This is a genomic window from Burkholderia sp. Bp9140, from assembly GCF_003853425.1.
Taxonomy (GTDB): Bacteria; Pseudomonadota; Gammaproteobacteria; order Burkholderiales; family Burkholderiaceae; genus Burkholderia.
Window position 1 is genome coordinate 170,012 of record NZ_QTPQ01000006.1, and the last position, 22,156, is coordinate 192,167.

Consider the following 22,156-nt stretch of genomic DNA (forward strand, 5'->3'; position numbering starts at 1 on the left):
GGACGCGTTGCGCTCAGACGCCCTCGACCAGCACCGCGCGATAGCGCGCGCCCTTGAACCGGTGCTGGACGACCGCCTGGTACTCGGGGCCGTGATACCACGCATGCGCGGCTTCCTTCGACGGAAACTCGACGATCACGACCCCTTCCGGAGCTTCTCCTTCCAGCGTTTCCTGCGGCCCGTACGCGGCGAGCACCTTCACCGGATGACCGGCGAGCGTCGCGCCGACCTTGCTCTGGTAGAGGTCGAGTTCGTGCGGGTCCTGCGTGCTTTCCCGCGTGAAAATCATATAGGTTGCCAAGATGCATGCTCCCGGTGATTGCATGAAGGAAGTGGACGCACGCGGTGCCGTCGGCATCGTGCGTGTCCTCGTGGAACGCGTGAAAAGGTTCGACTGCCGTACGCGCTCCGGTCGAATCGGTCAGCCGGTCACATGATAGCCAGCGCCCTGTCCGTTGCACTCGAATACAGGGGTTGCGGCGTCGCGTGACAATCCATTTCGGCACGATGCGCGCGCATGCGCGACCGGAACCGGGGAGCGAATGCCGCCCTGCCGCGACGGCCGATGCGACACGGGAAAACCCCGATCGCCACATCGTCCCATGACATCCGGCATCGCTAATTGGCGGGGCTAAACACCTGGTGCAATCGCGTGCGAACCCAGTACAGTGCGGAACGCATGACGCGCTACATTCATTCGGCGTGGCCGGTACGCAGCCGTCCGGAACCGGAGTCGTGTCGTGCCTGCAGCGCCCCGACACCCCGGGCACGGATCGTGCTGACCGCCAACGGCGATCGCGATCGCCCGGGTCGACCGGTATGGTCTGATCCGATCCGCCGGATCGCCTGCGATGCCTCACGACCCGCCGCGCGCTTTCGAGCTTACAGCGTGACCGGCCCCGGCCCGCAGCCAGAATCGCTCGTTGCAGGTTGGCGCGGCGGCGAGCCGCATGACACCCGGGTGACAAAAACGATAGTTTGCTATCGAATGTTTTTGCCCCTATCATCCCGCCCATGACCAATCTGCACGACCTTCGCCTCGCCGTCAGCAGCCTGCTGGTGCTCACCGCGCGCAAGTGGCGCCGCACGAGCGACACCGTGCTGACCGCGTACAACGTGTCCGAAGCCTGCGCGACGCCGCTGCTGATCGCCGGCCGCCTCGGCGAAGGCGTGCGCCAGGGCACGCTCGCCGAACACGTCGGCATCGAGGGGCCGTCGCTCGTGCGACTGCTCGACCAGCTGTGCGCGGCCGGCCTCGCACGCCGCGACGAGGATCCGCACGACCGCCGCGCGAAAACGATTTCGCTGACGTCGGCCGGCCGCGCGGTCACCGCGAAGATGGAAGAAGACCTGCGCGTCCTGCGCGCCCAGGTGCTCAAGGGCGTCACGCGCGCCGATCTCGAAGCGACGCTGCGCGTCCTGAACGCATTCAACGCGGCCGATGCGCGTCATCCGGCGTCGCGTCCGTCCCACCCCGCCGATTCCGCGTCATGACCTATCCGAGCCTTCGCGACTGGCTGTTCTCGGGCAAGACGTTCGCCGCGTCGATGCTGGCGCTGTACCTCGGCCTGTATTTCCAGCTGCCGCGCCCTTACTGGGCGATGGCGAGCGTCTACATCGTGTCGAACCCGTTCGTCGGCGCGACGCGCTCGAAGGCGCTGTATCGCGCGCTCGGCACCGCGCTCGGCGCGGCCGCCGCGATCCTGTTCGTGCCGCCGTTCGTCGAGACGCCGCTCCTGTTCAGCCTCATCGTCGCGACGTGGTGCGGCACGCTGCTGTACCTCGCGATCTCCGACCGCACCGCGCGCAGCTATGTGTTCATGCTCGCCGGCTACACGATGCCGCTGGTCGCGCTGCCGACCGTCACCGATCCGTCGACGATCTTCGACGTCGCGATCGCACGGACCGAGGAAATCGTGCTCGGCATCGTGTGCGCGAGCGTGGTCGGCAGCGCCGTGTTCCCGAACCGGCTCGCGCCGACGCTGATCGAGCGCACCGACGCATGGTTCAAGGACGCCGCGTTCTACGGCCGCGAGACGCTGTCCGGGCACCTCGCGGGCAAGGCGCTGTCCGCGTGCCGGCAGCGCCTCGCCGCGACCATCACCGGCCTCGAGTTCCTGCTGAGCCAGCTGAGCTACGACCACGCGCACCCGCGCGTGCTCGCCCGCGCGCAGGCGCTCGCAGGCCGGATGCAGCTGTTCCTGCCGTTGATGTCGTCGCTCGCCGATCCGCTGATCGCACTGATGCGCGACCTGCACGTGCGCCCTCCCGCGCTCGACGCGCTGCTCGCCGACGCCGCGAAGTGGTTCGACGCGCCGCTGCCGGCCGTGAAGGCCGGCAGCGACGGCGAGATGGCCGACGACCCGGTCGCCGACCACCTGCGCGAGCGCATCGCGTCACTGCAGCCGCCCGACAGCGCGCTGACGAGCTGGGACGGCGCGCTGCTGTCGAACGCACTGTGGCGGCTGCACCAGGTCATCGACATCTGGCAGGACTGCCGCTCGCTGCGCGCGCTGATCGCGAACGAATCTGGCGTCTGGCAGCCGCGTTACCGGCACTGGCGGCTCGGCGGCACCGAGCGCTTCTTCGATCGCGGGATGATGCTGTTCTCGACGCTGACCGTGGCCGGCGCGATCGTGTTCGCGTGCTGGCTGTGGATCCAGTCCGGCTGGCACGACGGCGCCGGCGCCGTCACGCTCGTCGCCGTCGCGTGCAGCTTCTTCGCGGCGCTCGACGAGCCGGCGCCGCTGGTGTTCAAGTTTTTCCTGGCCACCACCGCGAGCGTCGTGTTCGCGGGCCTGTACCTGTTCGTCGTGCTGCCGCACGTGCACGACTTCGCGATGCTCGTGCTGATGTTCGCGGGGCCGTTCATCCTGATCGGCACGCTGCTGCCGCGCCCGCAGTTCAACATGGTGACGATGCTCGTCGCGGTGAACACCGCAACCTTCGTCAGCATCCAGAGCGCGTACGAGGCCGACTTCTTCGTGTTCCTGAACAGCAACCTCGCGGGCGTCGCCGGGCTGCTGTTCGCGTACGTGTGGACGCGCGCGACGCGGCCGTTCGGCGCGGAACTCGCGGTGCGGCGCCTGCTGCGCTCGGGCTGGGAGGACGTCGCGCGCTCCGCGTCGACCCAGCCGCTCGACGACCAGCGCAACCATGCATCGCGCATGCTCGATCGCGTCACGCAGCTGCTGCCGCGCCTCGGCGCGTCCGACGACCACCGCCATCCGTCGATCGAGAGCTTCCGCGACCTGCGCATCGCGCTGAACGCACTCGACCTGCGCCGCTCGCGCCGCAAGCTGTCGGGCGACGTGCCCGACGCGATCGACCGCGTGCTGGCCGGCGTCACCGATCACTACACGCGCTGCGCGGCCGCGAACGCGCGCCAGCCCGCGCCGCCGGCGCTGCTCGCGTCGATCGACGATGCGCTGCAGCGCGTGGCGGGCCGCAACCTGCCGGGCGCTTCGGCCACACCGGCGGACGACGGCACGACGCCCGCCGCCCCCGCGGCGCCGGCCACGCCCGCGACGCGCCGCCGGCTGCGCGACACGCTGCACGCGCTCGTCGGCCTGCGGCTGTCGCTGTACCCGGCCGCGTCCGCGCAGCCGCCGCACGCCGCACCGGACGGAGCACGCGCATGATCCCGCTTTCCAACCTGTCTTTCCGACCGCGACCATGATCGGCGAAATCGACATCTTCGGCGTATTCGTGCCGGCTCCGCTCGTGCTGATGCTGATCGCCTACCTGATCAACATCGTCGTGCGCGCCCTGCTCGAGCGCGTCGGCTTTTACCGCCTCGTCTGGCACCGTTCGATCTTCGACCTCGGCATCTACGTGTTCGTGTTTGCCGCGGTCGTCATCGTGTCCCACCATCTCGTGGCTAGCTAACCGTGAAAAAAACCTGGCTCTCGGCAGGGCAGATCCTGCTCACCCTGATCGTCGTCGTCGTGGCCGCCCTCGTGCTGTGGCGGATCATCAACTACTACATGTTCTCGCCGTGGACACGCGACGGGCACGTGCGCGCCGACGTGATCCAGGTCGCGCCCGACGTGTCGGGGCTCATCACCGCGGTGCAGGTCGCCGACAACCAGGAGGTCAAGCGCGGCCAGGTGCTGTTCGTGATCGACCAGGCCCGCTACACGCTCGCGGAACGGCTGGCGGAGGCGACGCTCGCGCAGCGCCGCGCGACGCTCGCTCAGGCGAAGCGCGAGTATGCGCGGAACCTGCAGCTCGGCAACCTGGTCGCCAGCGAACAGGTCGAGGAAAGCCGCACGCGCGTCGAGCAGGGCGAAGCTGCCGTCGCCGATGCGCAGGTGTCGCTCGACACCGCGAAGCTGAACCTGCAGCGCACGACGATCACGAGCCCCGTCGACGGCTACCTGAACGACCGCGCGCCGCGCGTCGGCGAGTATGTGCCGGCCGGCCGCGCGGTGCTGTCGGTCGTCGACCGCAATTCGTTCCGCGTCGACGGCTACTTCGAGGAAACCAAGCTGCGCAGCATCCATATCGGCCAGCCGGTCGACATCGCCGTGATGGGCGAGCCGCATCCGCTGCGCGGCCACGTGCAGAGCATCGTCGCCGCGATCGAGGATCGCGACCGCACGCAGGGCGCGAACCTGCTGCCGAACGTGAACCCGGCGTTCAGCTGGGTGCGGCTCGCGCAGCGCGTGCCGGTGCGCGTCGTGCTCGACGAGGTGCCCGACGACTTCCGCATGATCGCCGGCCGCACCGCGACCGTCGCAATGCGCTCGCCCGATGCGCGCCGCGACGACAGGGCGAAGCCGGCTGCCGGCGCGTCGACGGCAGCCGCGGCATCGGCGGCGGCATCGTCGGCGGCATCCGTGCCCGCGGCCGTCGGCGCGACAGGAGCCTCCCGATGAAGCGCCGCGGCCTGCGCCTCGCGGCGGCACTCGCGCCGCTCGCGCTCGCCCTCGGCGCGTGCAAGTCCGTCGGCCCCGACTACACGCTGCCGCAGCAGGCGTACGTGAACGCGCCGCTCGCGAACCACGCGCTCGACGACGCGAACGGTATGCTCGTGTCGCGCGACGCGGTGCCGGGCAACTGGTGGCAGCTGTACGACGATCCCGTGCTCGACGAGCTCGTGCGCAGCGCGCTGAAATCGAACACCGACCTGCGCGTCGCCGCCGCCAACCTCGCGCGTTCGCGCGCGGCGCTGGAAGTCGCGAACGAACAGGGCGGCTTCTCCGGCAGCGCGGAAGCGGCCGTGCAGCGCGCGCAGGAATCGGCCGAGCAGTATCTGCTCGAAAACAAGCTGCCGGTCGTGAACGAAGGCGCGGTCGGCATCAGCGTGTCGTACGAACTCGATCTGTTCGGCAAGCTGCGGCGCGGCGTCGAGGCTGCGCGCGCGGACAGCGAGGCCGTGCAGGCAGCCGCCGACCTCGCGCGCATCACCGTCGTCGCGGACGTCGTGCGTGCCTACGTCGATTCGTGCTCCGCCGGCGACGAGCTCGCGATCGCGAAGCAGTCGCTCGCGCTGCAGCAGCAGCGCGTGAAGCTGTCGCAGCGGCTGCGCGACGCGGGGCGCGGCAACCAGACCGATGTGACGCGAGGCGTCACGCAGGTGCGCACGCTGTCCGCCGACATCCCGCGCTTCCAGGGCCGCCGCAAGATCGCGCAATACCAGCTCGCCGCGCTGCTCGCACGCTCGCCGGCCGACCTGCCGAAGGCGGTCGCCGAATGCGAGCGGCTGCCGAAGCTGCGCCAGCCGATTCCGATCGGCGACGGCGCCGCGCTGCTGCGCCGCCGCCCCGACGTTCGCGAAGCCGAGCGTCAGCTCGCCGCCGCGACCGCGCGGATCGGCGTCGCGACCGCCGCGCTGTATCCGTCGGTCAGCATCGGCGCGTCGGCCGGTTCGGTCGGTGTCGCCGCCGACCTGTTCTCGTCCACCACGAATCGCTGGTCGTTCGGACCACTGATCAGCTGGTCGTTCCCGGTCAACGGGCAGCGCGCGCGCGTGCGCGAAGCCGAAGCCGCGACCGGCGGCGCACTCGCGCACTTCGACGGCGTCGTGCTGAACGCGCTGCGCGAAACGCAGTCGAGCCTCGCGACCTATGCGGCCGACGTGCAGCGCACCGATGCGCTGCGCACGGCCTACGAATCGGCGCGCAATTCCGCCGACGAAACGCACCGCCTCTATATGGCCGGCCGCGAGTCGTTCATCTCCGATCTCGACGCGACACGCACGCTGACGAGCGTGCGCACGCAGGTCGCCGCGGCCGAAGGGCAGGTCGCCGCCGACCAGGTGAAGCTGTTCCTCACGCTCGGCGGCGGATGGGAAGGCGATGCGGCGCCCGCTGCATCGCGGCAGACGTCGACGGCAGGTGCGCCGGCCGCTTCAAAATAGGCGCACGCAGGACGGCACCGCGTGCATGACACGCCTGCCGTCCTGCATCATCGTGCGCGGCTTCACATGTCCGGTATGTCGATGCCGACGTCCCGCGTCACCGGCATTGCCGGTAAACTCGTCCGCAGTTTCCGTCATTCGCTCGCCGCCCATCGGGCGGCTCATTTCCCGGAGAGCCATCATGCGAACCAGCGCCCGTAATCAATTCGCCGGCCAGATCAGCGCCGTCAAGCCCGGTGCCGTCAACGACGAAATCACGCTGCGTACCCAGGACGGCCTCGACATCGTCGCCGTGATCACGCATGGCAGCGTCGCGTCGCTGGGCCTCGCGGCCGGCACGAAGGCGTTCGCGCTCGTCAAGGCATCATCGGTGATCGTGATGGTCGACGTCGACAGCAGCAAGGTGTCGGCCCGCAACTGCGTCGCGGGCACCGTGTCGTCGATCGCGAAGGGCGCGGTCAATTCGGAAGTCGTGATCAAGGCGGCGGGTGGCGCGGAAATCGTCGCGATCGTCACCAACGACAGTGTCGATCGCCTCGGTCTCGCGAGCGGCAAGGCCGCGTCCGCGATCTTCAAGGCGTCGAGCGTGATCGTCGGGGTCGAGTGATCGCCTGACCGTCTGATCGATTGCAATGACGCCCCGTCGTTCGCCGCACCCGCAAGCGGCGCGCAACGCTCGACCGGCGTGCAGGCGCGCACGATGACGTCCGCGCTCGAGCACGCGCATCAACGCGCATTGCAAGCGCTGCTGTCCGGCGCGGCCGACGCCGCTTCCCCGGATGCCCATCTGTTCGGCGCACTCGTTGCGGCACGCGCATGCCGCAACGAACTCGCGCTGCTCGGCCTGTCTCCCGTCCGGTTGAGCGGCCTGCTTGCCCGCCAGTTTCCGCACTTGCGGTCCACCGATGCCGCCGCACTCGTGTCGACCGTCGCCATCGCGCCGCTGCCGGCCGCGCACGCGCAATTCGTCGCGACGCTGCACGCGCTGCTGATGCGGAATGCGCATCCCGCCGTCGCGCGCGACGATGCCGACTGCGTCGCGGCAATCATCGCGCATGCGTGCCTGCGCCCCGATCACCTGTGGCGCGATCTCGGCCTCGACGGACGCGACGCGGTGACCGCGATGCTCGATCGCTATTTCCCCGCGCTCGCCGCGCGCAACGCCGCGCAGTTGCGCTGGAAGAAATTTCTCGCACGGGAAGCGGCCGCATCGCTCGGCCTGCCGCCCGGCCCCGCGCCCGGATGTGCGGGCTGCGAGGATTTCGGATTCTGCTTTCGCCGGGAACGATAGTCGCGAAGGCAGCCCGCGTGGCTTGCCGGTACGCATCGTTTGACCGATCATGCGCGACATCTGTCCGCGCGCGGTCCGCGCCTTCGTTCGATTGCGAACGCTCACCGGAGAAACCACCGTGACCGACCTGGCGAGTCCCAATCTGCCGTCGCACGATTTCGAAGCCACGTCGCGGTTCTACGCGACGCTCGGCTTCGTCGAAACCTGGCGCGACGACGGCTGGATGATCCTGAGACGCGGCGACCTGCTGCTGGAATTCTTTCCGCATCCCGGCCTCGACCCGGCCACGAGCTGGTTCAGCTGCTGCTTCCGGCTCGCCGACGTCGGCGCATTTTTCGGCGAGGTGCTCGCGGCCGGCATTCCGGAGCAGACGACCGGCTGGCCACGCGCGCATCGGCCGAAACGCGAGGCATGGGGCGGTACCGTCGGCGCGCTGATCGACCCGGACGGATCGTTGATTCGGCTGATTCAGACGAACGACTGAGTCGTTACCGGTCGACTGAATCGATCGGGGTCGAAGAAGCGCGGCGGGCAGGAAACAACGCCCCATAAATGGTTACCTTGCGACGGACATCGCGCGCGCCGCGCGCCGTTCTCCTTGCGCCGCGCGGTCAGTGTCGATGGCGGTGGTGAATGTCCGGGAAATGCGCATGGCTGTGCGTGATCGGCAGGTGCACGTGCGGATGCGCGTGCGGTTCGTCGCTGTCGTACGGAAAGTCGTGCGTGTGCTGATGATGTTCGTCATGCCGATGCCGGTGCGTATGCTCGAGCCGCTCATGCGCATGTTCGTGTTCGTGCCGTTCTCGCACATGCAGCCAGATGCCGAGCGCCATCAGCGCGGCCGCGATCCAGAACGTGACCGACGGCAGCGCCGGCCAGATCAGCAGCGACAGCACGACGCCGAACAGCGGCGCCACGGAAAAATACGCGCCCGTGCGCGCACTGCCGAGATGACGCAGCGCGACGACGAACAACACGAGACTGATCCCGTAGCCGCCGAGGCCGGTCAGCATCGCGGCAGCCGCAACCGGAACGGCGGGCAGCGCCGCGCCGGCCGCGAGCGCGATGCCGATATTCACGGGCCCGGCGACCAGGCCTTTCACGCACGCGATGACCATCGCATCGTTCGCGGCGACCTTGCGGGTCAGGTTGTTGTCGATCGCCCAGCACAGGCATGCGCCGGCGATCAGCAGCGCACCGACCGGCACGCCCGCCTGCCCCGGCACCCACGACAGCAGCGTGCCGCCGGCGACGATCGCGACCATGCCGAGAAACACCTGGAGATCCACGTTCTCGCGAAACACGACCCACGCGATGACCGCCGTCAGCACGCCTTCGAGATTGAGCAGCAGCGCACTCGTCGCGGCCGGCGTGCTCGACAGCCCGAGCATCAGCAGCGCCGGGCCCGCGACGCCGCCGGCCGCGATCGCGCCGGCGAGCCACGGCAGGTCCGCGCGTTGCAGCGGCGCGGCATCCTCGGCTGGCGCGCGGCGATTGCGCAGCCCGCGCAGCAGGATCCCGAGCGCGAGGCCGATCCCGCTGCCGAGATAGAACAGGCCCGCGACCATGAACGGCGACATCGCGCCGATCATGGCCTTGGCGAGCGGCGTCGCGGCGCCGAACAGCGCGGCGGCAGTGAGCGCGACGAGAATCGCGGAGTGTCTCGGGTTCATGGTGCGGTCTTGGCGTAGGGCGTTGGGCGTATGGAGTCGGCGGGTTTCGTGTGATGCCGTAGCGCGTACTGTTTGCCGGTGTCGTTCAATGTCGGGAAATGCAGTGCGAGTCGCACCGGCTTTCAGGTACCTGTCGCGTCATGCATTGTCGGCAATGTGTGTCGGCCCGGCGATCCCGGCTGGGGAGATTATCGCGTTTGTGTCGCGAGTCGCCAACCGGCGCGACTATGGCGGCACTTCGCGCCTGACAACCGCTCTCGCGAGACATGGAGGCGTACGTGCGAATCCGACGCTTCATCCGCGACCCGATTACATTAGGAACACGAATTATTGTAGTGGGACGTGAGTGGCTTCGTGTTGCATACCGCCGCTGGTCGACATCCGGTCGCCTGGCCCGCCCGATACGCGCGATGCATTGCACAAGCCGCGTCCGCCAACGCGCTTTCATCGCAGGTTCGATGCTGATTCGATGACTGACTGGTGGTGTCGCCGGCTGAGGCAGTCCCGACCTGCCCCGAGCGGGGACAGGTCGGTCTGTCGCATGATGCGCTGCACGCGCGGTGCAGGCAGCCCGTCACCGCGCGTTCGCGCGGCGACGTATCGCGTGTTACTCGCTCGCGGCCGTTTGCTGCTCGGCCTGCGGTGCCGCGTCGGCCGGCGCTTCCGCGGTCGCCGGCTGCGGCGCGGCGGCGTCGGCCTGCGCTTCCGCCTTTGGCTGCTGCGGTGCGCCCTTTGCCGCGTGCGCGCCGCCCTTGTTGCCCGGACGGCGCGACTTCAGCCGGCGCGCACGCGCTGCGTCGTCGTGCGTCACGCGCCCGGCTTCGTTACCTTGCAGATCGACCCGCACCGCGTCTTCGACGAGACACGACCAGTAACGATTGCCGCGGCACCACGTGGACATCGCCTCGCGCAGTTCGGCTTCGCTCAGGCCGACGGCCTGCGCCTCGCGGGCGAGATCGTCCCAGATACCGACCTTCAGCGGCACCTTCGGGGCCGGATTCTTCGGGAACGCGCGCGGGAACCGGCGCTGCAGTTTGCCGATCGCGACGATGACCGGATCGACCGGCTTCGACGGCTTCGACGGCTTCGCCGCAGCGGGCTTGGCACCGGACGGCGCTTTGGCCCCGGCACCCGATTTGGCCCCGCGAGCGGGCCGGTCGCCGGACTTCGGCTTCGCGCCGGCGTCCGGTTGCGCGGCCGGTCGCTTCGCGTGGCGCTCCTGCTTGGCCTTGGCTGCGAGCTGCGCCCGCAATTCGGCAAGTTGTTCAAAACCCATAAATTCAATCCACCAGGAATATAAGGTGTGGTGCGTGCAGCCATTCCGCACATCGGCGTTTCGCCGCATCGCCTGCGGCTTGTCTGCCACCGATGCGGAACATTGCGGGGCCGCATCGCCACAACCACTGTTTCAGGCACCCGGCCACGATGCCGGACAAAGGCAGGAGTGGAAGTATACCGGTACGCGCGGCAGTCGGTGGACTCACCGGTTCGCATTTGACGGATCCGGGGGGCAGGCAATGCATCCGCGCGGTCCAGTTGCGCATTATGGCGGCGTTTCCAACAGGTATCGACACACGCGTTACGTAGTGCCGCTTTCGGCACTTTCGGTTTTGGTGCGCGGGTCACGCTTCGCGTCGGTTATTCCACAGTGCGGAATGGCGAGCGATGGTATGGACAGTGACGACGCCGACGCCTGCGGACTCGCCCTGTCCGACAGACCGGGCCTTCGCGTACGATTGGCGCGGCGCGGCGTGGCGTGGCGTGGCGTGGCAGCGTGCGCGTCGACCGCTATTGGTATTCAATTAGTTGCGTCCGCATCGATCGTCGATCATACGGCTGCACCGGAAAATGCGTAGCATGGCCGGATCGACATCGTCGGCAACCCGCCGCGCCCGGTTTCACGATGCGCTGATCACCCGGCGACGTCGCTGTCGAATGCAAAGAGACCCCGGTTGTACGACACGGCCCGCCGCACGATGGCATTGCGCGCGAAGCGATTCACCATCGGCAGATCGACAAACGCGGCTATCGGCGCAGCGACGGCCGGTTCGAAAGTCACGGCCTGTCTCGCGGACCGCAAGACGAGCGATTCACACCAACTGACGTCGAACGCACGGTCGCGGCGCGGGTCCCGATTCACGACCTCGGCGTGACGCTGGTCTTCGATGCCGACATGATCGTGCGCCGGTATCCACGTTCATCAGGTCGCATCCTTATGCACAGTGTCCGGGCGGCGTCGACACGCAGCAGGCGCTTGTCGGACTACGCATCGGTGCCGGCTGGAACAGCGAGGTCCGCAAGCGCCTGCCGTCGTGCGACGCGTGCGCCCATCTGAAGGAAATTCTCGGTCCGGTCGCAACCGCGGCCTGTCGGACGATGGTCGGCGTGCGTCCGCCATCGCTGAATGACCGCGCCGGCGACGGAAAGCCGCTCAAGATCGACAGCTGCCATGCGTATCGCGCTTCGCGCGATCTCGTGAAGAGCCGGTGGCGCGAATACCATCAGCCGACGGTGTCCGCCAAGGGTAACCAGTTCGTTGATACCCGATCGGTGCCGCTGCCGCGCACGGCGATGCGGGCTCGCGGGCGGTGCAGCTCAAGCCGTGCGCATCGCGCGAGTTCGCTGCAATCGGGTGCCTGCACGGCAAGCGTCACGGTCCGGTTCTTGCGTGCGGCTGTGGTACCGCCTCGACCGGGTGGACCGGCGGTAGTCATCAGAACACGCCGAGCGCGAGCCCCGCAGCAAGACCCGCGCCGATCTCCGCGCAGCGCGCGAGATCCTCGCTGCCGATCGTCTTCGGCGCAAGGATTCGCTCCGGTGTCTGCGCATGGGTACAGACGATCAGGCCGGGCGCCACATTCCTGAGTCGCCATCCGGTCGCGATCCGGTCGATCTGGCGCAGCGCATTCTGTCCGTCGCTGCCCGCGCAGATCATCGCCGCATATGGGCGGCCGTTCACGCGATCGAGCGCCGCGTAGTAGCAGCGATCGAAGAAATCCTTCATCAGCCCGGACATCGCGGCGAGATTTTCCGGCGTCGCGAACAGGTAGGCGTCGGCGGCGAGCACGTCGTCCGCGCTTGTCGCATCCGCACGCTGCAACCTGACGTCGACGCCGGGTTGTTCGCGCGCGGCACCCGCGGCCGCTTCGGCCATCTGCTGCGTGCCTCCGGTCATCGTGTGATAGACGATCAGTAGCGTCTTCATCGGTGTTCGCTCACGTTCGGTTTCATATACGCCCGCCGCACGCGTCGGTACGGCTCAAACGGACTCTGTCGACGTGTGTGCCTGGCCCTGCGCTCGCCAAAGGTCGCATGGCGCTTGCTTCCGGATGGCGGATGCAGCGCGCATCGAGCAAAACGACGCCCCCGTCCGCGTTCGCGCTTCGCACGACGTGCGGTCAGTCCTGCCCGGCACCTGACGCGCCGGCGTGGTCCGGACGCGCGTAGTACGCAAGAAACATGTCGGCAGCCGTTTCCGCGACCTTCTGCTGTTCCTGCGCACCCAGCGGCGGCTGGCCCATCGTCACCTGCGGCCAGAACGCGAACGCTTTCACGATCCCATGCAGTTGATGCGCGGCGAATACGGGATCGGTCGCAGACAGCCGGCCAGCCGCCGCGGCCGCGCGAATCCAGACCGTCACGTCTTCTTCGCGCTCGCCCATGCGTTCGACCATGTCGCGCGCGCGTTCCGGCGAGTGGATGGCTGCGCCGATCGCGACGCGTGCGAGCGCGAGAAACGCTTCGTCGTTCAGCAGCCGCAATTTGCGGCCCAGCAGCGCGAGCAGTTGATCGCGCAGCGGCACATCGGCACGGTAGGCCGGCGCACCGGCGGTCAGCGTCGCGTCCCACAGCCGATGCAGGATCGCTGCGAACAATGCTTCCTTGCCGGGAAAGTGGTTGTAGACGGTGCGCTTCGACACGTCCGCGCGTGCGGCGATGCGATCCATGCTGGTCGCGTCGTAACCGGCCGCGCGAAATTCCTCGATCGCGGCGGCGAGAATCGCCGCGCGCTTTCGATCGGTCAGGCGCTGAGGAGAAGAACTCGTATCCATGGAAAAATTTTACACCGCTGAGTTTACTTTTCCCAGGGATAAACTACACTGTTTAGTGTACTTTCATTTCCGGACGAATCGACATGGCTTCGCCTCTCGTTTTTCTTCATCGCGTACTGGGTTTCGCCGCCGCCAGGCGTGGCCGCACACTGTCCGGCGAGTCGCCGCAGCACAACGGCGAACGTTTCAGCAACGTCGCGCCGCGACCGGTCGATGGTTTCGGCAAGATGCTCGGCATTGCATGGAACATGCTGGTCAACAAGCCGCGCAATACGGTTCCGACAAGCGCACTGCCGATCGATTCGCTGACCCGTGAGCAACTCGACGCGGCCCCTGACCGCAGTTTGTATCGGCTCGGGCATTCGACGCTGCTGTTGAAACTGCGCGGTGAGTTCTGGCTGACCGATCCGGTATTTGCCGAACGTGCCTCGCCATTTCGACGCATTGGCCCCAAGCGCTTCCATGCGCCGCCGATTGCGCTCGAGAATCTCCCGCCGTTGCGCGGCGTGATCCTGTCGCACGATCACTACGATCACCTCGACCGCGACACGGTGATCGCGCTTGCGGCCACGACCGGCGTGTTCGTTACGACGCTGGGCGTCGGCGACCGACTGATCGAGTGGGGTATCGACGCGAAGAAGGTGCGCCAGATCGACTGGTGGCAAAGCATCGACGTCGACGGCCTGACGCTGACCGCGACACCGGCGCAGCACTTCTCCGGGCGCAGCCTGTTTGACGGCAACAGCACGCTGTGGGCGTCATGGGTCATCGTCGACGACGCGTTTCGCATGTTCTTCAGCGGCGACACCGGCTACTTCGACGGTTTCCGGACAATCGGCGAGCGTCTTGGCCCCTTCGACGTAACACTGATCGAGACCGGGGCATACGACCCGCAATGGCCCTACGTGCACATGCAGCCGGAAGAAACCGTGCAGGCGCACATCGACCTGCGCGGTCGCACACTGATACCGATTCACAACGGCACGTTCGATCTCGCGATGCATCGTTGGCAGGAGCCGTTCGAGCGCGTCACTGCGTTGGCAATGGTGCGGGGCGTCGAGTTGTCGACGCCCAGGATGGGCGAGCGGCTCGATCTGAATGAGCCGCATCGCGGTGAGCGATGGTGGCGAACCGTCGATGACGCGAAAAAGGTTCCCGTCGCGAAGACGCACCGGTGGCAAGTGTGCGCATCGCAGACAACGAAGTAGGTTTGCTGGCCGCCGCGTTTCTGGCCGAAAGCGTTGCGGCGGTTCAGCAGCGGTTTTTCGTCGAGACGCGGAATTGAGCGGTGGACTCGTCAATTGATGGTCCGTGACGACGATCGGCCGGCCAGCCGGAAAGCAGTCGTTCGGTATCGGCCGGGGTGCACGTGGTCGTGTCCGACAATGGCGACGCGCTTCATCTCCTCGACGCAGGTTTCGCAGATTCCCGATTCGTCCGAGCCTCAATAGACACTGACCGAACACCTCGGCGACGATCATCTCAGGCTGTCTGGAGAATCACGTTTCGCTCCACGCCATCTTGGGGCGTACTGTGGATTCAATATGGCCGGGGCCACGTCGATTTCCCCCGACATCCGTCAGTTCGCAATCCGGCACGCGTTGTCACGTGACAACTGGCGATGATGAGTGGCGCTAAATCTACTGAACTCTCCATGCGACCTGTTCGTCGCGATGTCTCAGGTCGCCGGCGGGTCGATCGAGCTACACGCGTTGCCGCGCCAATGACGTATCTATTATTACAAAACACGTATTGCTCGATACGATTTTGCATCGTGCCTCGTTGTCTTGATGCAATCTCCCCCGCGAGATCCATGCGCCCCCATTTCACTTGCCGATCACGCTCATTTTGCGTGAAACAACATGAAGAAAGTGGCGCAACCCATTGCCTGGCAATGGTTTACGAAGACACCCCATTTTTCGGAAATGTTTCACGAGCCTGCAGATTCACGTCGCCTCGCATCGCAAAGCACATGAATTCACCTCCAATAGAGGGATCGTGTGGCGAGGCTGCGTGCGTGACACGATGCCAATGCTCGCATCCAGCAGATCACTCGCTGACACAACCAACTCGGAATATCTGCTCCCTCCCCTCCCCATCGTTGCTGCAACGGTGTGCCTGGATCCGTCTGATTTATTGGGGTCACATCAATTACCCGAGAATCCCGACCGGTTGCCGTGCCGAGATTAAAAGCTCGCGTCGTTCAAGAATGCCCTCAGACGGCGCCGGCCGACGCGCGCAGTCGAACGGAGTTCAATTCACGCACCCATCCCGGCTCGAATAGCGAGTCATCTTGAATCATTCTGAGTATGTCCGCAGCAATCACGCTGGTCATTCCGGCATGAAGCCACAGCGTTTGTCACGTGACAAACGCTCAACCTACAGGCGCGCATATCGGCGACCAAGGTCAACCGACTAACTTCCGCCACTTCGTATGCCCCGAAGATTCCTTCACGTTAGCGATCTCTATAGTGGCCGCGCTGCGGCGGACGATTTTCGTCCCAGGGATGAGGTTGTCACGTAACAACCCACAGCAGTCGCAGTCGCAGTCGCAGTCGCAGTCGCAGTCGCAGTCGCAGTCGCAGTCGCAGTCGCAGTCGCAGTCGCAGTCGCACGAGCACGAGCACGAGCACGAGCACGAGCACGAGCACGAGCAGTCATATGCGAGTTCAGACTACGGCAATGAGAAATGAGGATTTGCCGGGATCACGACGACACTTCGAATCCGCATGCTCCCGGCGATGCAGATTTGTGGTCCCTGGTCAGCCGTGTCGACTTGTCACGTGACAACTGCAGATTTCGATGCCGTTCAGGCTCGCAAGTCGTTAGCAAAACAGCACCAGCCCTTCCAGAACAAGAACGCAACGTGCTCCGAATCACTATTGCGATTTTTAGTCGTCCACGGCGCTAAAGTCTTCAGCACTCTATTAGCATCTTCCATCTCGAATGAAATTGTCATCATTTTCTATTTTTCATTCGATTTCAAACCACAAATAACTTGCTGGCCACTTGGCCGGCTTGTCACGTAACAACTACATCAATCAGCAAATTCATCTTGCCATCTAATACTTTCTGGACTTTTCATCAATAAGTGCATATATTACGCAAAACTCCTTGGAGGAATTTAATGGCTTTCAAGATCGCCGTCAGCAATCAAAAAGGTGGTACTGGAAAGACGACCATCTCCGTCAATATCGCGGCGGCCTTCGAGGCCGGCGGCAACAAGGTCGCCTTGATCGATGCCGACCCTCAAGGCACATCGGTCAGATGGGTGACGAGCGGAGAAAATACGCTCCCGATGACGGTGCTGTCGTTGGCCCCCGCCGGTCGCGGTATCGGCGGTGAGATCAAGAAGCAGGACGCGAATTTCGATGTGATCGTTGTCGATTGCCCAGGCAACCTCGAAGATCCGCGCATCGCGTCCGTGCTCGAAGTCGCCGATTTCTGCCTCGTGCCGCTGTCCCCGTCGCCGGCCGACCTGTACAGCACCGTCGCGATGATTCGCATGATCGAGTCGATGCGTGCCGTTCGTAACCCGACTTTGTCTTCCGCGCTGATGCTGAATAGCGTCAATGGAAAAACTAAAATGCGTGAAGAAATTTTAAAAATTCTAAGGGCTGAAGAAATAGGGGAGCATCTGCTGGACAGCCAGATCGCGCAGCGCGAGGTCTACCGGCAGACGTTCGCCCTCGGCACCACGATCCATCATCACAATCGATACCTGAAGGGGCTGAAGGAAGCCCGCGCGGAAATCGAGAGGCTGGTCACCGAAATGGCCCAATACATCGCGTCGACGCGCGCTACCGGAGCCGCTCATGGCTAAGGACACTTCCAAGGACAAGAAACCGACCGGCAACCTGCATCTCGCTGCCGGCCTGCTGCGCGGGCTCGCGCAGGAAAACGCGGCGCTGGAAACGCGTCTGCCCGAGCCGACGCCTGCGCCGAATCCCGCCGCCGAAGCGGCAGCCCCCGTCGCCCCGACCGCGGCCACGCCCGCAAACCCGCTCGATCTCGGCGCACCGCAGAAGGTCGCGGTCAAGGACTGCATCCCGAACCCGTTCAACCCGCGCGTCTTCTATTCGGAATCGAGCCTGCACGAGCTCGCGCTGACGCTGAAGCGGGAAGGGCAGATCGAGCCGATCAAGGTCACACGGCTTCCGGAATTTCCCGGCAAGCTCGTCGTGATCGACGGGCAACGCCGCTTGCGCGCAACGAGCATCAACGGCGACGAGACGATCACCGCAACGTTCCGCACGGACCACACGCCCGAGCAGCTCTATACGATTGCGTATCGCGCCAACCACGACCACGAACGCCAGACGATCTTCGACGATGCAGTCGCGTGGAAGCGCCTTCTCGACGAAAAAGTCTTCCCCGACCAGAACACGCTCGCGGAGAAGATCGGCAAGGACAAGGCATCGATCAGCAAGACGCTGTCGCTGAACGCACTGCCGAACACGCTGCTCGAGCGGATGGCCAGCGCGAACGAAGTGGTCGGCCTGCAGGCCGCGTACTTCCTGAAGCTGATCTTCGAGCGCCTGGGCGAACCGGCCGCCGACCGTCTGCTCACGGCGGTGATCGACCGGAAAAAGTCGGTACGCGACCTCGAGAATTTCCTGCGCGCGCAGAGCGACGGCAACAAGAAGACAGGGCGCACGCGCTACAGCGTTCGTCACGATTTCGCACTTGAATCACGCGCGATCGGTCAGCTGAAGACCTATCCGGACGGCCGCCTGGATTTGCAACTGAAGGGCGTGGATGCGTCCCACCAGGAATCGCTCGCCGACCGGCTCAAGACCGTGATCGATGCGTACGTCGCTGAACTGGCGGTCACTGCGCAAAAGTGAGTGTCCCAAGGCAAAGGCCTCGCACCTGCACGGCATCGCGCAGCCGGATGAAGTCCGGTACGCGACGCATGCCAGGCTGCGAGGCCTTGATCAGTTGGTCGCGAGGCTGCTTTTCAGCAGGAATTCCAGCAAGTCGTCCGAGGTCGGTTCGCCCCAGGTATCGAGCGCCAGCCATCGGAAGAAACTGGTTTGCGCCAGCTTGCTCGCCTTCTTCTTCGGCGACAGCGTGAGATCCTTCGAACCGGCCACCGTATCGTTGTAGCGCTCGATCAGCTTGGTCTGGTCGTCGATCTCCAGTTCACGGAAATACGCACCGGCTTCGTCGACCTTCGCGGCGAGGTATTTGTCGCGAATCTGTTCCTGCTTGCTCTGCGCGGACTCCTTCGCCGGCGCGGCCGTTTCGGTCCCCTGCCCGTCGGCCAGCGTATAACCGTGCGTCAGCGCCTTGCGGAAATACGCAGCCACGTTGTCGACCGGCGCCGCATTCTTCTTCGTAGTCCGATTGAGCGTATAGGCGATTGCCGCCTTGATGCGCTGCACGCCGTACTGTGTGATCAACCGGCGCACTTCCGAACGCGGGATGCCGAACTTGGCGACTTCGTCGACGAGCGCTTCGTTCTTGACGTCGCCTTCCTCGACCGTATCCGCGCTCTGCTTGCGCGTCACCTTGAACTGCACGGCCTCCACGCTGCGACCTGACTTGTGTTCGATCAGCTCGAGCGTGTGGTCGGAAACTTCGTTCACCTCCTGAATGCACGGCACCAGGACCTTGCTCTTGAAGAGCTTGTACTCCTTGTACGACTGCGATGCCTTGTCCTGACCGAGAATGAGATCGCGGAATTTCGGCAGCGGAATCTTCGCCGTGATGCCGATCCCCTCGTAGCGCACCGTGTTCTCCCACAGGGCGAGCGAGTGCGAGCGTCGAAACTCGCGCGCGATCCGCATATCGATGAGCGCGTAGATCTCCGGATTGAGCAGCTCGCTGCGAATCTGGTCGGAGAAGCTGTACTTCAGCACCGATTGCTCGAGCTCGGCGCCGGCGAGCAGGCCCGACGCCTTCCACACCGTCGAGCGGTCCGCGGCAAGGTAGTCCCAGTTGACGACGGTACTGATCAGCGAGTTGACCGTATCCTTCACGTACTTCGTGTTGTTGCTGTTCAGCCCGCTCTCGTGCGAGAGCGCCGCGATCGAGATCGAGAAGCTCGTCCGGCCGGGCTCGAACGCTTCCTGACGAAGGGCGTTCTTGATCAGCGAGCTGAACATCTTGCGCTGCTGCAGACCGATCTTTCCGGACTTCGGAGCGATATGAATGGCCTGGACCGCCTTGCGCAGCAGATCGGGAGGCTCGGGCGTCTGAAATAGCGAAACCTGCTTGTCGGAGCCTTTGATTGCGGGCTTGCGCGGCATCGTGATGTCCGGAGAAGGTGACCGTGTTGATGGCGGACTTTATACCTTTTCGCGCCACCGAGCAATGCCCCTTCCTACAGCATCACTTTCACTATCATCGCTAACATACCGTCACAAAAGGGAAATTCCATTTTTTTCTAGCTGTCAGAGGCCCCATATCCATATACCTTTTGGCCAAAATCAGCTCCCAAATCCTGCTACCTGTGTCGCCGGCAACCAGGATCCGGCACGAGACTTGCCTGATTGAAGGTACCCATTCATGGGAAACAATCGACCGGAACGGGATGGGCAAACCCGATTCGTGGTGCTCTGCAACACGATCCACGTACCCCCATAACAGGCTACCTTTAATGCTTCCCATGAAAGGGTACCTGTCGGAATCCAACGCCTTGCCGTTTTGTCTTCATACGTGCCCGGCAAGCGAAAATAACTCCCATGAATGGCTACCTTCGGATTCCCCCACAGAAGGTAACCTTTCCACCGGCCTGATCCTGTTTATGGGACCCTGCCTCCCAAGGCCCGAGCAAAACGAGATCACCCGGTCTGTGCAGGCACCCATAAACGACTACCTGAAATCCATCCCATAACCGGCAACCCCACATAAAATGCTGTGCTTGGCGCCGCCGATGGATCGACAAGAACGCACCATAAATGGCTACCAATGAATTCCCCCATAGAGGACTACCTGAAGCATTTTTGGCCGGATATCCCATAACAGGCTACGCGTGCCCCATATCCACACCCCTCATTTCCCACAACGCGGTACCAGATTCCCCAAATCCACAGACCTGAAGCCCCATACTCTTCCGCCTGTGCTCCCATAAATGGGTACCGAACACCTGTCAAACCCTTGCCAGACAAGGCTGTGAGCCGTCTAAAAGTAGTTAAAGAAGTAAACGTGGTTTACCAAAGATGTAAACACACGTGTGCCTGTGCAGAAAAACAACCCCCATAAACCGCTACCAATGCGAGCCTCCGGCGCTCGACAAGCACAGCAATCGGTGCCTTCGGCCCGTGGAACCCCGAATATTTGCCCTTACTGTGCAAGTCTCCTAAGCCTGGCAAGGCTTTCCACGGAGGTGAGTACCTACTCACAAGCACTCAAACGTAGAAACTTATGGGAGGAAATCCCCGTTTTCGGGGGAAAGGTATCCGCCTATGGGACCCAAAAATGGCCACTGCGGCCCATCTTCCATCCGGGATTACCCGCAAACGACGGTCGCGACGCGTGGCACAGGAATATCGGCGGCTTTCGTCACTGCAGTGAGAAATCGCCGGAATCCATCCGCGAGCGGATTTTTTGGCGTCCGTGCCGGGGCTTCCGTGGAGAAGTCTTCGGCAATCACGTGTCGGTCTGTCTGGCACTTTTTCAATCGCAGGCCTGTGCCCTGACGAAATTACCCGCGTTGCTCCAGTCATTCGACCTCACAGTTTTCTACCTTTCGACCGGTACCGGAATCGGTACCGTGTCTCGATCGGCGAAACGGCGATCGCGGGCGGTCAATCACGGCAATCCCTGCATTGCCCCGAACGTGAGGCGGTCGTCGCCAACAACGCTCACCCTCGTCAGATCCGCGTTCGAATCCCGAACATCCTCACCGTTGGAAGAGGTCGAGTCCTGTAAAAGCTCACCGACAAGGCGCTCCCCGGACGGGCAAACGGTCCGCTAGACGCCTCTGCGCCATATGCGCTCACCCAATTGAAAAGCTGTGACACCTGCGCGCAATGCCGGACGTGCCGGCGTTCTCATCGCACAGGCTCAAGACTCTTTTCGACGCCGGTGCGATGACGAACCTCGCGTATTCGCACATCCAAACGATCGTGTGATGTTTGCGCGCAATCGTGAATGGATTCCGATCGATGCGTTCACCTTGTGCGCGATGACGTCTCTGCCGGCGAACGTCCTATCCCATAAGTGGTGACGAAAAGTGCCGAACAGGTAACCATGCATGCAGCGAGCGGTTACCCGATCGTTCGCGCCTCATCGTGTGGACGTGCAGGGGATCGCGCCGGACTCGACACCGAACGAATCGTGGTCGTTTATGGGATGAACTGCGATTCGCGCAGCCGCGAATCGCAACTTGGCACACAGGTCTGCGATTCCGTGGGTGATCCCGTTCATGAAGCGCTGATCACGTTGCGCGAGCGGCGGATTCCACGGGTGAAACAGCCAGCGTCATGCGCGTGCACGACCTGCCGGAACGGATCTCATCGTCACCGGCAACCTGCATCGGATCGACGGAACAATCCGGTTCATCACACGGTTGCCCGCGATCATGCGCGTCGCGTGATGCCGCGAGCGCGGTGCATCGTTGTGGTCCCGGCGACACGAGGATCGGACGAATGCGTGGTACATGTCACGACGCGACGTATCCCATACGTGTATCCCCAAGAATGTGTTCACGATGACGCCACGTTTTTCACAACGCGGTTATGATGCAAAGGCCCTGATCGCGACATGAAGACCGACCAGGGGCAGGGGCGGTATCTCGATCTACTTTCATTCCGTGATTAATCAGAAA

Annotated in this window: 18 protein-coding genes and 1 pseudogene; 13 read left to right on the forward strand and 6 right to left on the reverse strand. The window is 64.3% G+C overall.

The window, feature by feature from the left end; genetic code table 11:
- Positions 1-13 precede the first annotated feature (13 nt).
- Positions 14-301, reverse strand: coding sequence for a DUF1330 domain-containing protein (locus tag DIE21_RS07585; protein ID WP_124497098.1), 288 nt, complete (start codon positions 299-301; stop codon positions 14-16).
- A 713-nt stretch (positions 302-1,014) separates the two neighbouring features.
- Between DIE21_RS07585 and DIE21_RS07590 the strand changes: the two genes are divergently transcribed.
- The 8 genes from DIE21_RS07590 to DIE21_RS07625 all read left to right on the forward strand — a co-directional run bounded on the left by DIE21_RS07590 (position 1,015) and on the right by DIE21_RS07625 (position 8,139).
- Positions 1,015-1,494: a MarR family winged helix-turn-helix transcriptional regulator gene (locus DIE21_RS07590; protein WP_124497099.1), complete on the forward strand. Its 480-nt coding sequence runs from the start codon at positions 1,015-1,017 to the stop codon at positions 1,492-1,494.
- Positions 1,491-3,641 (forward strand): FUSC family protein, encoded by a 2,151-nt coding sequence (locus DIE21_RS07595; RefSeq protein ID WP_124497100.1) that lies wholly within the window; start codon positions 1,491-1,493, stop codon positions 3,639-3,641. The genes DIE21_RS07590 and DIE21_RS07595 overlap by 4 nt, the downstream gene beginning before the upstream one ends.
- Before the next feature lie 34 nt (positions 3,642-3,675).
- A complete protein-coding gene (locus tag DIE21_RS07600; RefSeq protein WP_006755496.1) occupies positions 3,676-3,888 on the forward strand; it encodes a DUF1656 domain-containing protein in 213 nt (70 codons plus the stop codon).
- A 2-nt stretch (positions 3,889-3,890) separates the two neighbouring features.
- Positions 3,891-4,880 carry an HlyD family secretion protein gene (locus DIE21_RS07605; protein WP_124497101.1) on the forward strand — a complete coding sequence of 330 codons (990 nt, stop codon included), beginning with the start codon at positions 3,891-3,893 and terminating at the stop codon, positions 4,878-4,880.
- Positions 4,877-6,364 (forward strand): efflux transporter outer membrane subunit, encoded by a 1,488-nt coding sequence (locus DIE21_RS07610; protein WP_124497102.1) that lies wholly within the window; start codon positions 4,877-4,879, stop codon positions 6,362-6,364. The genes DIE21_RS07605 and DIE21_RS07610 overlap by 4 nt, the downstream gene beginning before the upstream one ends.
- Before the next feature lie 181 nt (positions 6,365-6,545).
- On the forward strand, positions 6,546-6,971 hold the full coding sequence (locus DIE21_RS07615; RefSeq protein ID WP_124497103.1) for a molybdopterin-binding protein: 426 nt from the start codon (positions 6,546-6,548) through the stop codon (positions 6,969-6,971).
- 93 nt (positions 6,972-7,064) lie between these two features.
- Complete coding sequence (locus DIE21_RS07620) at positions 7,065-7,655, forward strand: nitrogen fixation protein NifQ (RefSeq protein ID WP_124497104.1); 591 nt, start codon at positions 7,065-7,067, stop codon at positions 7,653-7,655.
- Between the two features lie 118 nt (positions 7,656-7,773).
- Entirely contained in the window at positions 7,774-8,139 is a 366-nt protein-coding gene (locus tag DIE21_RS07625) for a bleomycin resistance protein (RefSeq protein WP_124497105.1), read from the forward strand.
- Positions 8,140-8,266: 127 nt separating this feature from the next.
- Here the strand turns inward: DIE21_RS07625 and DIE21_RS07630 are convergent, their stop codons facing one another.
- Together DIE21_RS07630 and DIE21_RS07635 are read right to left on the reverse strand one after the other, a co-directional pair.
- Positions 8,267-9,328 (reverse strand): DMT family transporter, encoded by a 1,062-nt coding sequence (locus DIE21_RS07630; RefSeq protein ID WP_124497106.1) that lies wholly within the window; start codon positions 9,326-9,328, stop codon positions 8,267-8,269.
- 607 nt (positions 9,329-9,935) lie between these two features.
- Positions 9,936-10,604: a ProQ/FinO family protein gene (locus tag DIE21_RS07635; RefSeq protein ID WP_124497143.1), complete on the reverse strand. Its 669-nt coding sequence runs from the start codon at positions 10,602-10,604 to the stop codon at positions 9,936-9,938.
- Between the two features lie 705 nt (positions 10,605-11,309).
- Here DIE21_RS07635 and DIE21_RS38120 point away from each other — a divergent pair.
- A pseudogene (locus DIE21_RS38120) lies at positions 11,310-11,857 on the forward strand (DUF2889 domain-containing protein); the annotation flags it as partial.
- A gap of 184 nt (positions 11,858-12,041) precedes the next feature.
- Here DIE21_RS38120 and DIE21_RS07650 read toward each other — a convergent pair.
- Together DIE21_RS07650 and DIE21_RS07655 are read right to left on the reverse strand one after the other, a co-directional pair.
- Positions 12,042-12,533: a flavodoxin family protein gene (locus tag DIE21_RS07650; RefSeq protein ID WP_124497108.1), complete on the reverse strand. Its 492-nt coding sequence runs from the start codon at positions 12,531-12,533 to the stop codon at positions 12,042-12,044.
- 193 nt (positions 12,534-12,726) lie between these two features.
- The gene (locus DIE21_RS07655; RefSeq protein ID WP_124497109.1) at positions 12,727-13,380 is read right to left on the reverse strand and encodes a TetR/AcrR family transcriptional regulator; all 654 of its coding nucleotides are present in this window, start codon (positions 13,378-13,380) and stop codon (positions 12,727-12,729) included.
- 83 nt (positions 13,381-13,463) lie between these two features.
- On the opposite strand from DIE21_RS07655, the gene DIE21_RS07660 reads away from it, so the two are divergent.
- The 4 genes from DIE21_RS07660 to DIE21_RS07675 all read left to right on the forward strand — a co-directional run bounded on the left by DIE21_RS07660 (position 13,464) and on the right by DIE21_RS07675 (position 18,227).
- Positions 13,464-14,588 carry an MBL fold metallo-hydrolase gene (locus tag DIE21_RS07660; protein ID WP_124497110.1) on the forward strand — a complete coding sequence of 375 codons (1,125 nt, stop codon included), beginning with the start codon at positions 13,464-13,466 and terminating at the stop codon, positions 14,586-14,588.
- Between the two features lie 1,305 nt (positions 14,589-15,893).
- Positions 15,894-16,073, forward strand: coding sequence for a hypothetical protein (locus tag DIE21_RS07665; RefSeq protein WP_124497111.1), 180 nt, complete (start codon positions 15,894-15,896; stop codon positions 16,071-16,073).
- A gap of 434 nt (positions 16,074-16,507) precedes the next feature.
- A complete protein-coding gene (locus DIE21_RS07670) occupies positions 16,508-17,203 on the forward strand; it encodes a ParA family protein (RefSeq protein WP_124497112.1) in 696 nt (231 codons plus the stop codon).
- On the forward strand, positions 17,196-18,227 hold the full coding sequence (locus DIE21_RS07675) for a ParB/RepB/Spo0J family partition protein (RefSeq protein WP_124497113.1): 1,032 nt from the start codon (positions 17,196-17,198) through the stop codon (positions 18,225-18,227). Before DIE21_RS07670 ends, DIE21_RS07675 begins: the two co-directional genes overlap by 8 nt.
- A gap of 90 nt (positions 18,228-18,317) precedes the next feature.
- Here DIE21_RS07675 and DIE21_RS07680 read toward each other — a convergent pair whose 3' ends face one another.
- Positions 18,318-19,634: a replication initiation protein gene (locus DIE21_RS07680; RefSeq protein WP_124497114.1), complete on the reverse strand. Its 1,317-nt coding sequence runs from the start codon at positions 19,632-19,634 to the stop codon at positions 18,318-18,320.
- Positions 19,635-22,156: the final 2,522 nt, after the last annotated feature.

Bases quoted from the DNA above. Each gene is read 5' to 3' on its own strand.
- DIE21_RS07590 (WP_124497099.1), top strand. From the start codon at position 1,015: ATGACCAATCTGCACGACCTTCGCCTCGCCGTCAGCAGCCTGCTGGTG.
- DIE21_RS07595 (WP_124497100.1), top strand. From the start codon at position 1,491: ATGACCTATCCGAGCCTTCGCGACTGGCTGTTCTCGGGCAAGACGTTC.
- DIE21_RS07600 (WP_006755496.1), top strand. From the start codon at position 3,676: ATGATCGGCGAAATCGACATCTTCGGCGTATTCGTGCCGGCTCCGCTC.
- DIE21_RS07610 (WP_124497102.1), top strand. From the start codon at position 4,877: ATGAAGCGCCGCGGCCTGCGCCTCGCGGCGGCACTCGCGCCGCTCGCG.
- DIE21_RS07615 (WP_124497103.1), top strand. From the start codon at position 6,546: ATGCGAACCAGCGCCCGTAATCAATTCGCCGGCCAGATCAGCGCCGTC.
- DIE21_RS07620 (WP_124497104.1), top strand. From the start codon at position 7,065: ATGACGTCCGCGCTCGAGCACGCGCATCAACGCGCATTGCAAGCGCTG.
- DIE21_RS07630 (WP_124497106.1), bottom strand. From the start codon at position 9,328: ATGAACCCGAGACACTCCGCGATTCTCGTCGCGCTCACTGCCGCCGCG.
- DIE21_RS07635 (WP_124497143.1), bottom strand. From the start codon at position 10,604: ATGGGTTTTGAACAACTTGCCGAATTGCGGGCGCAGCTCGCAGCCAAG.
- DIE21_RS07650 (WP_124497108.1), bottom strand. From the start codon at position 12,533: ATGAAGACGCTACTGATCGTCTATCACACGATGACCGGAGGCACGCAG.
- DIE21_RS07655 (WP_124497109.1), bottom strand. From the start codon at position 13,380: ATGGATACGAGTTCTTCTCCTCAGCGCCTGACCGATCGAAAGCGCGCG.
- DIE21_RS07660 (WP_124497110.1), top strand. From the start codon at position 13,464: ATGGCTTCGCCTCTCGTTTTTCTTCATCGCGTACTGGGTTTCGCCGCC.
- DIE21_RS07670 (WP_124497112.1), top strand. From the start codon at position 16,508: ATGGCTTTCAAGATCGCCGTCAGCAATCAAAAAGGTGGTACTGGAAAG.
- DIE21_RS07675 (WP_124497113.1), top strand. From the start codon at position 17,196: ATGGCTAAGGACACTTCCAAGGACAAGAAACCGACCGGCAACCTGCAT.
- DIE21_RS07680 (WP_124497114.1), bottom strand. From the start codon at position 19,634: ATGCCGCGCAAGCCCGCAATCAAAGGCTCCGACAAGCAGGTTTCGCTA.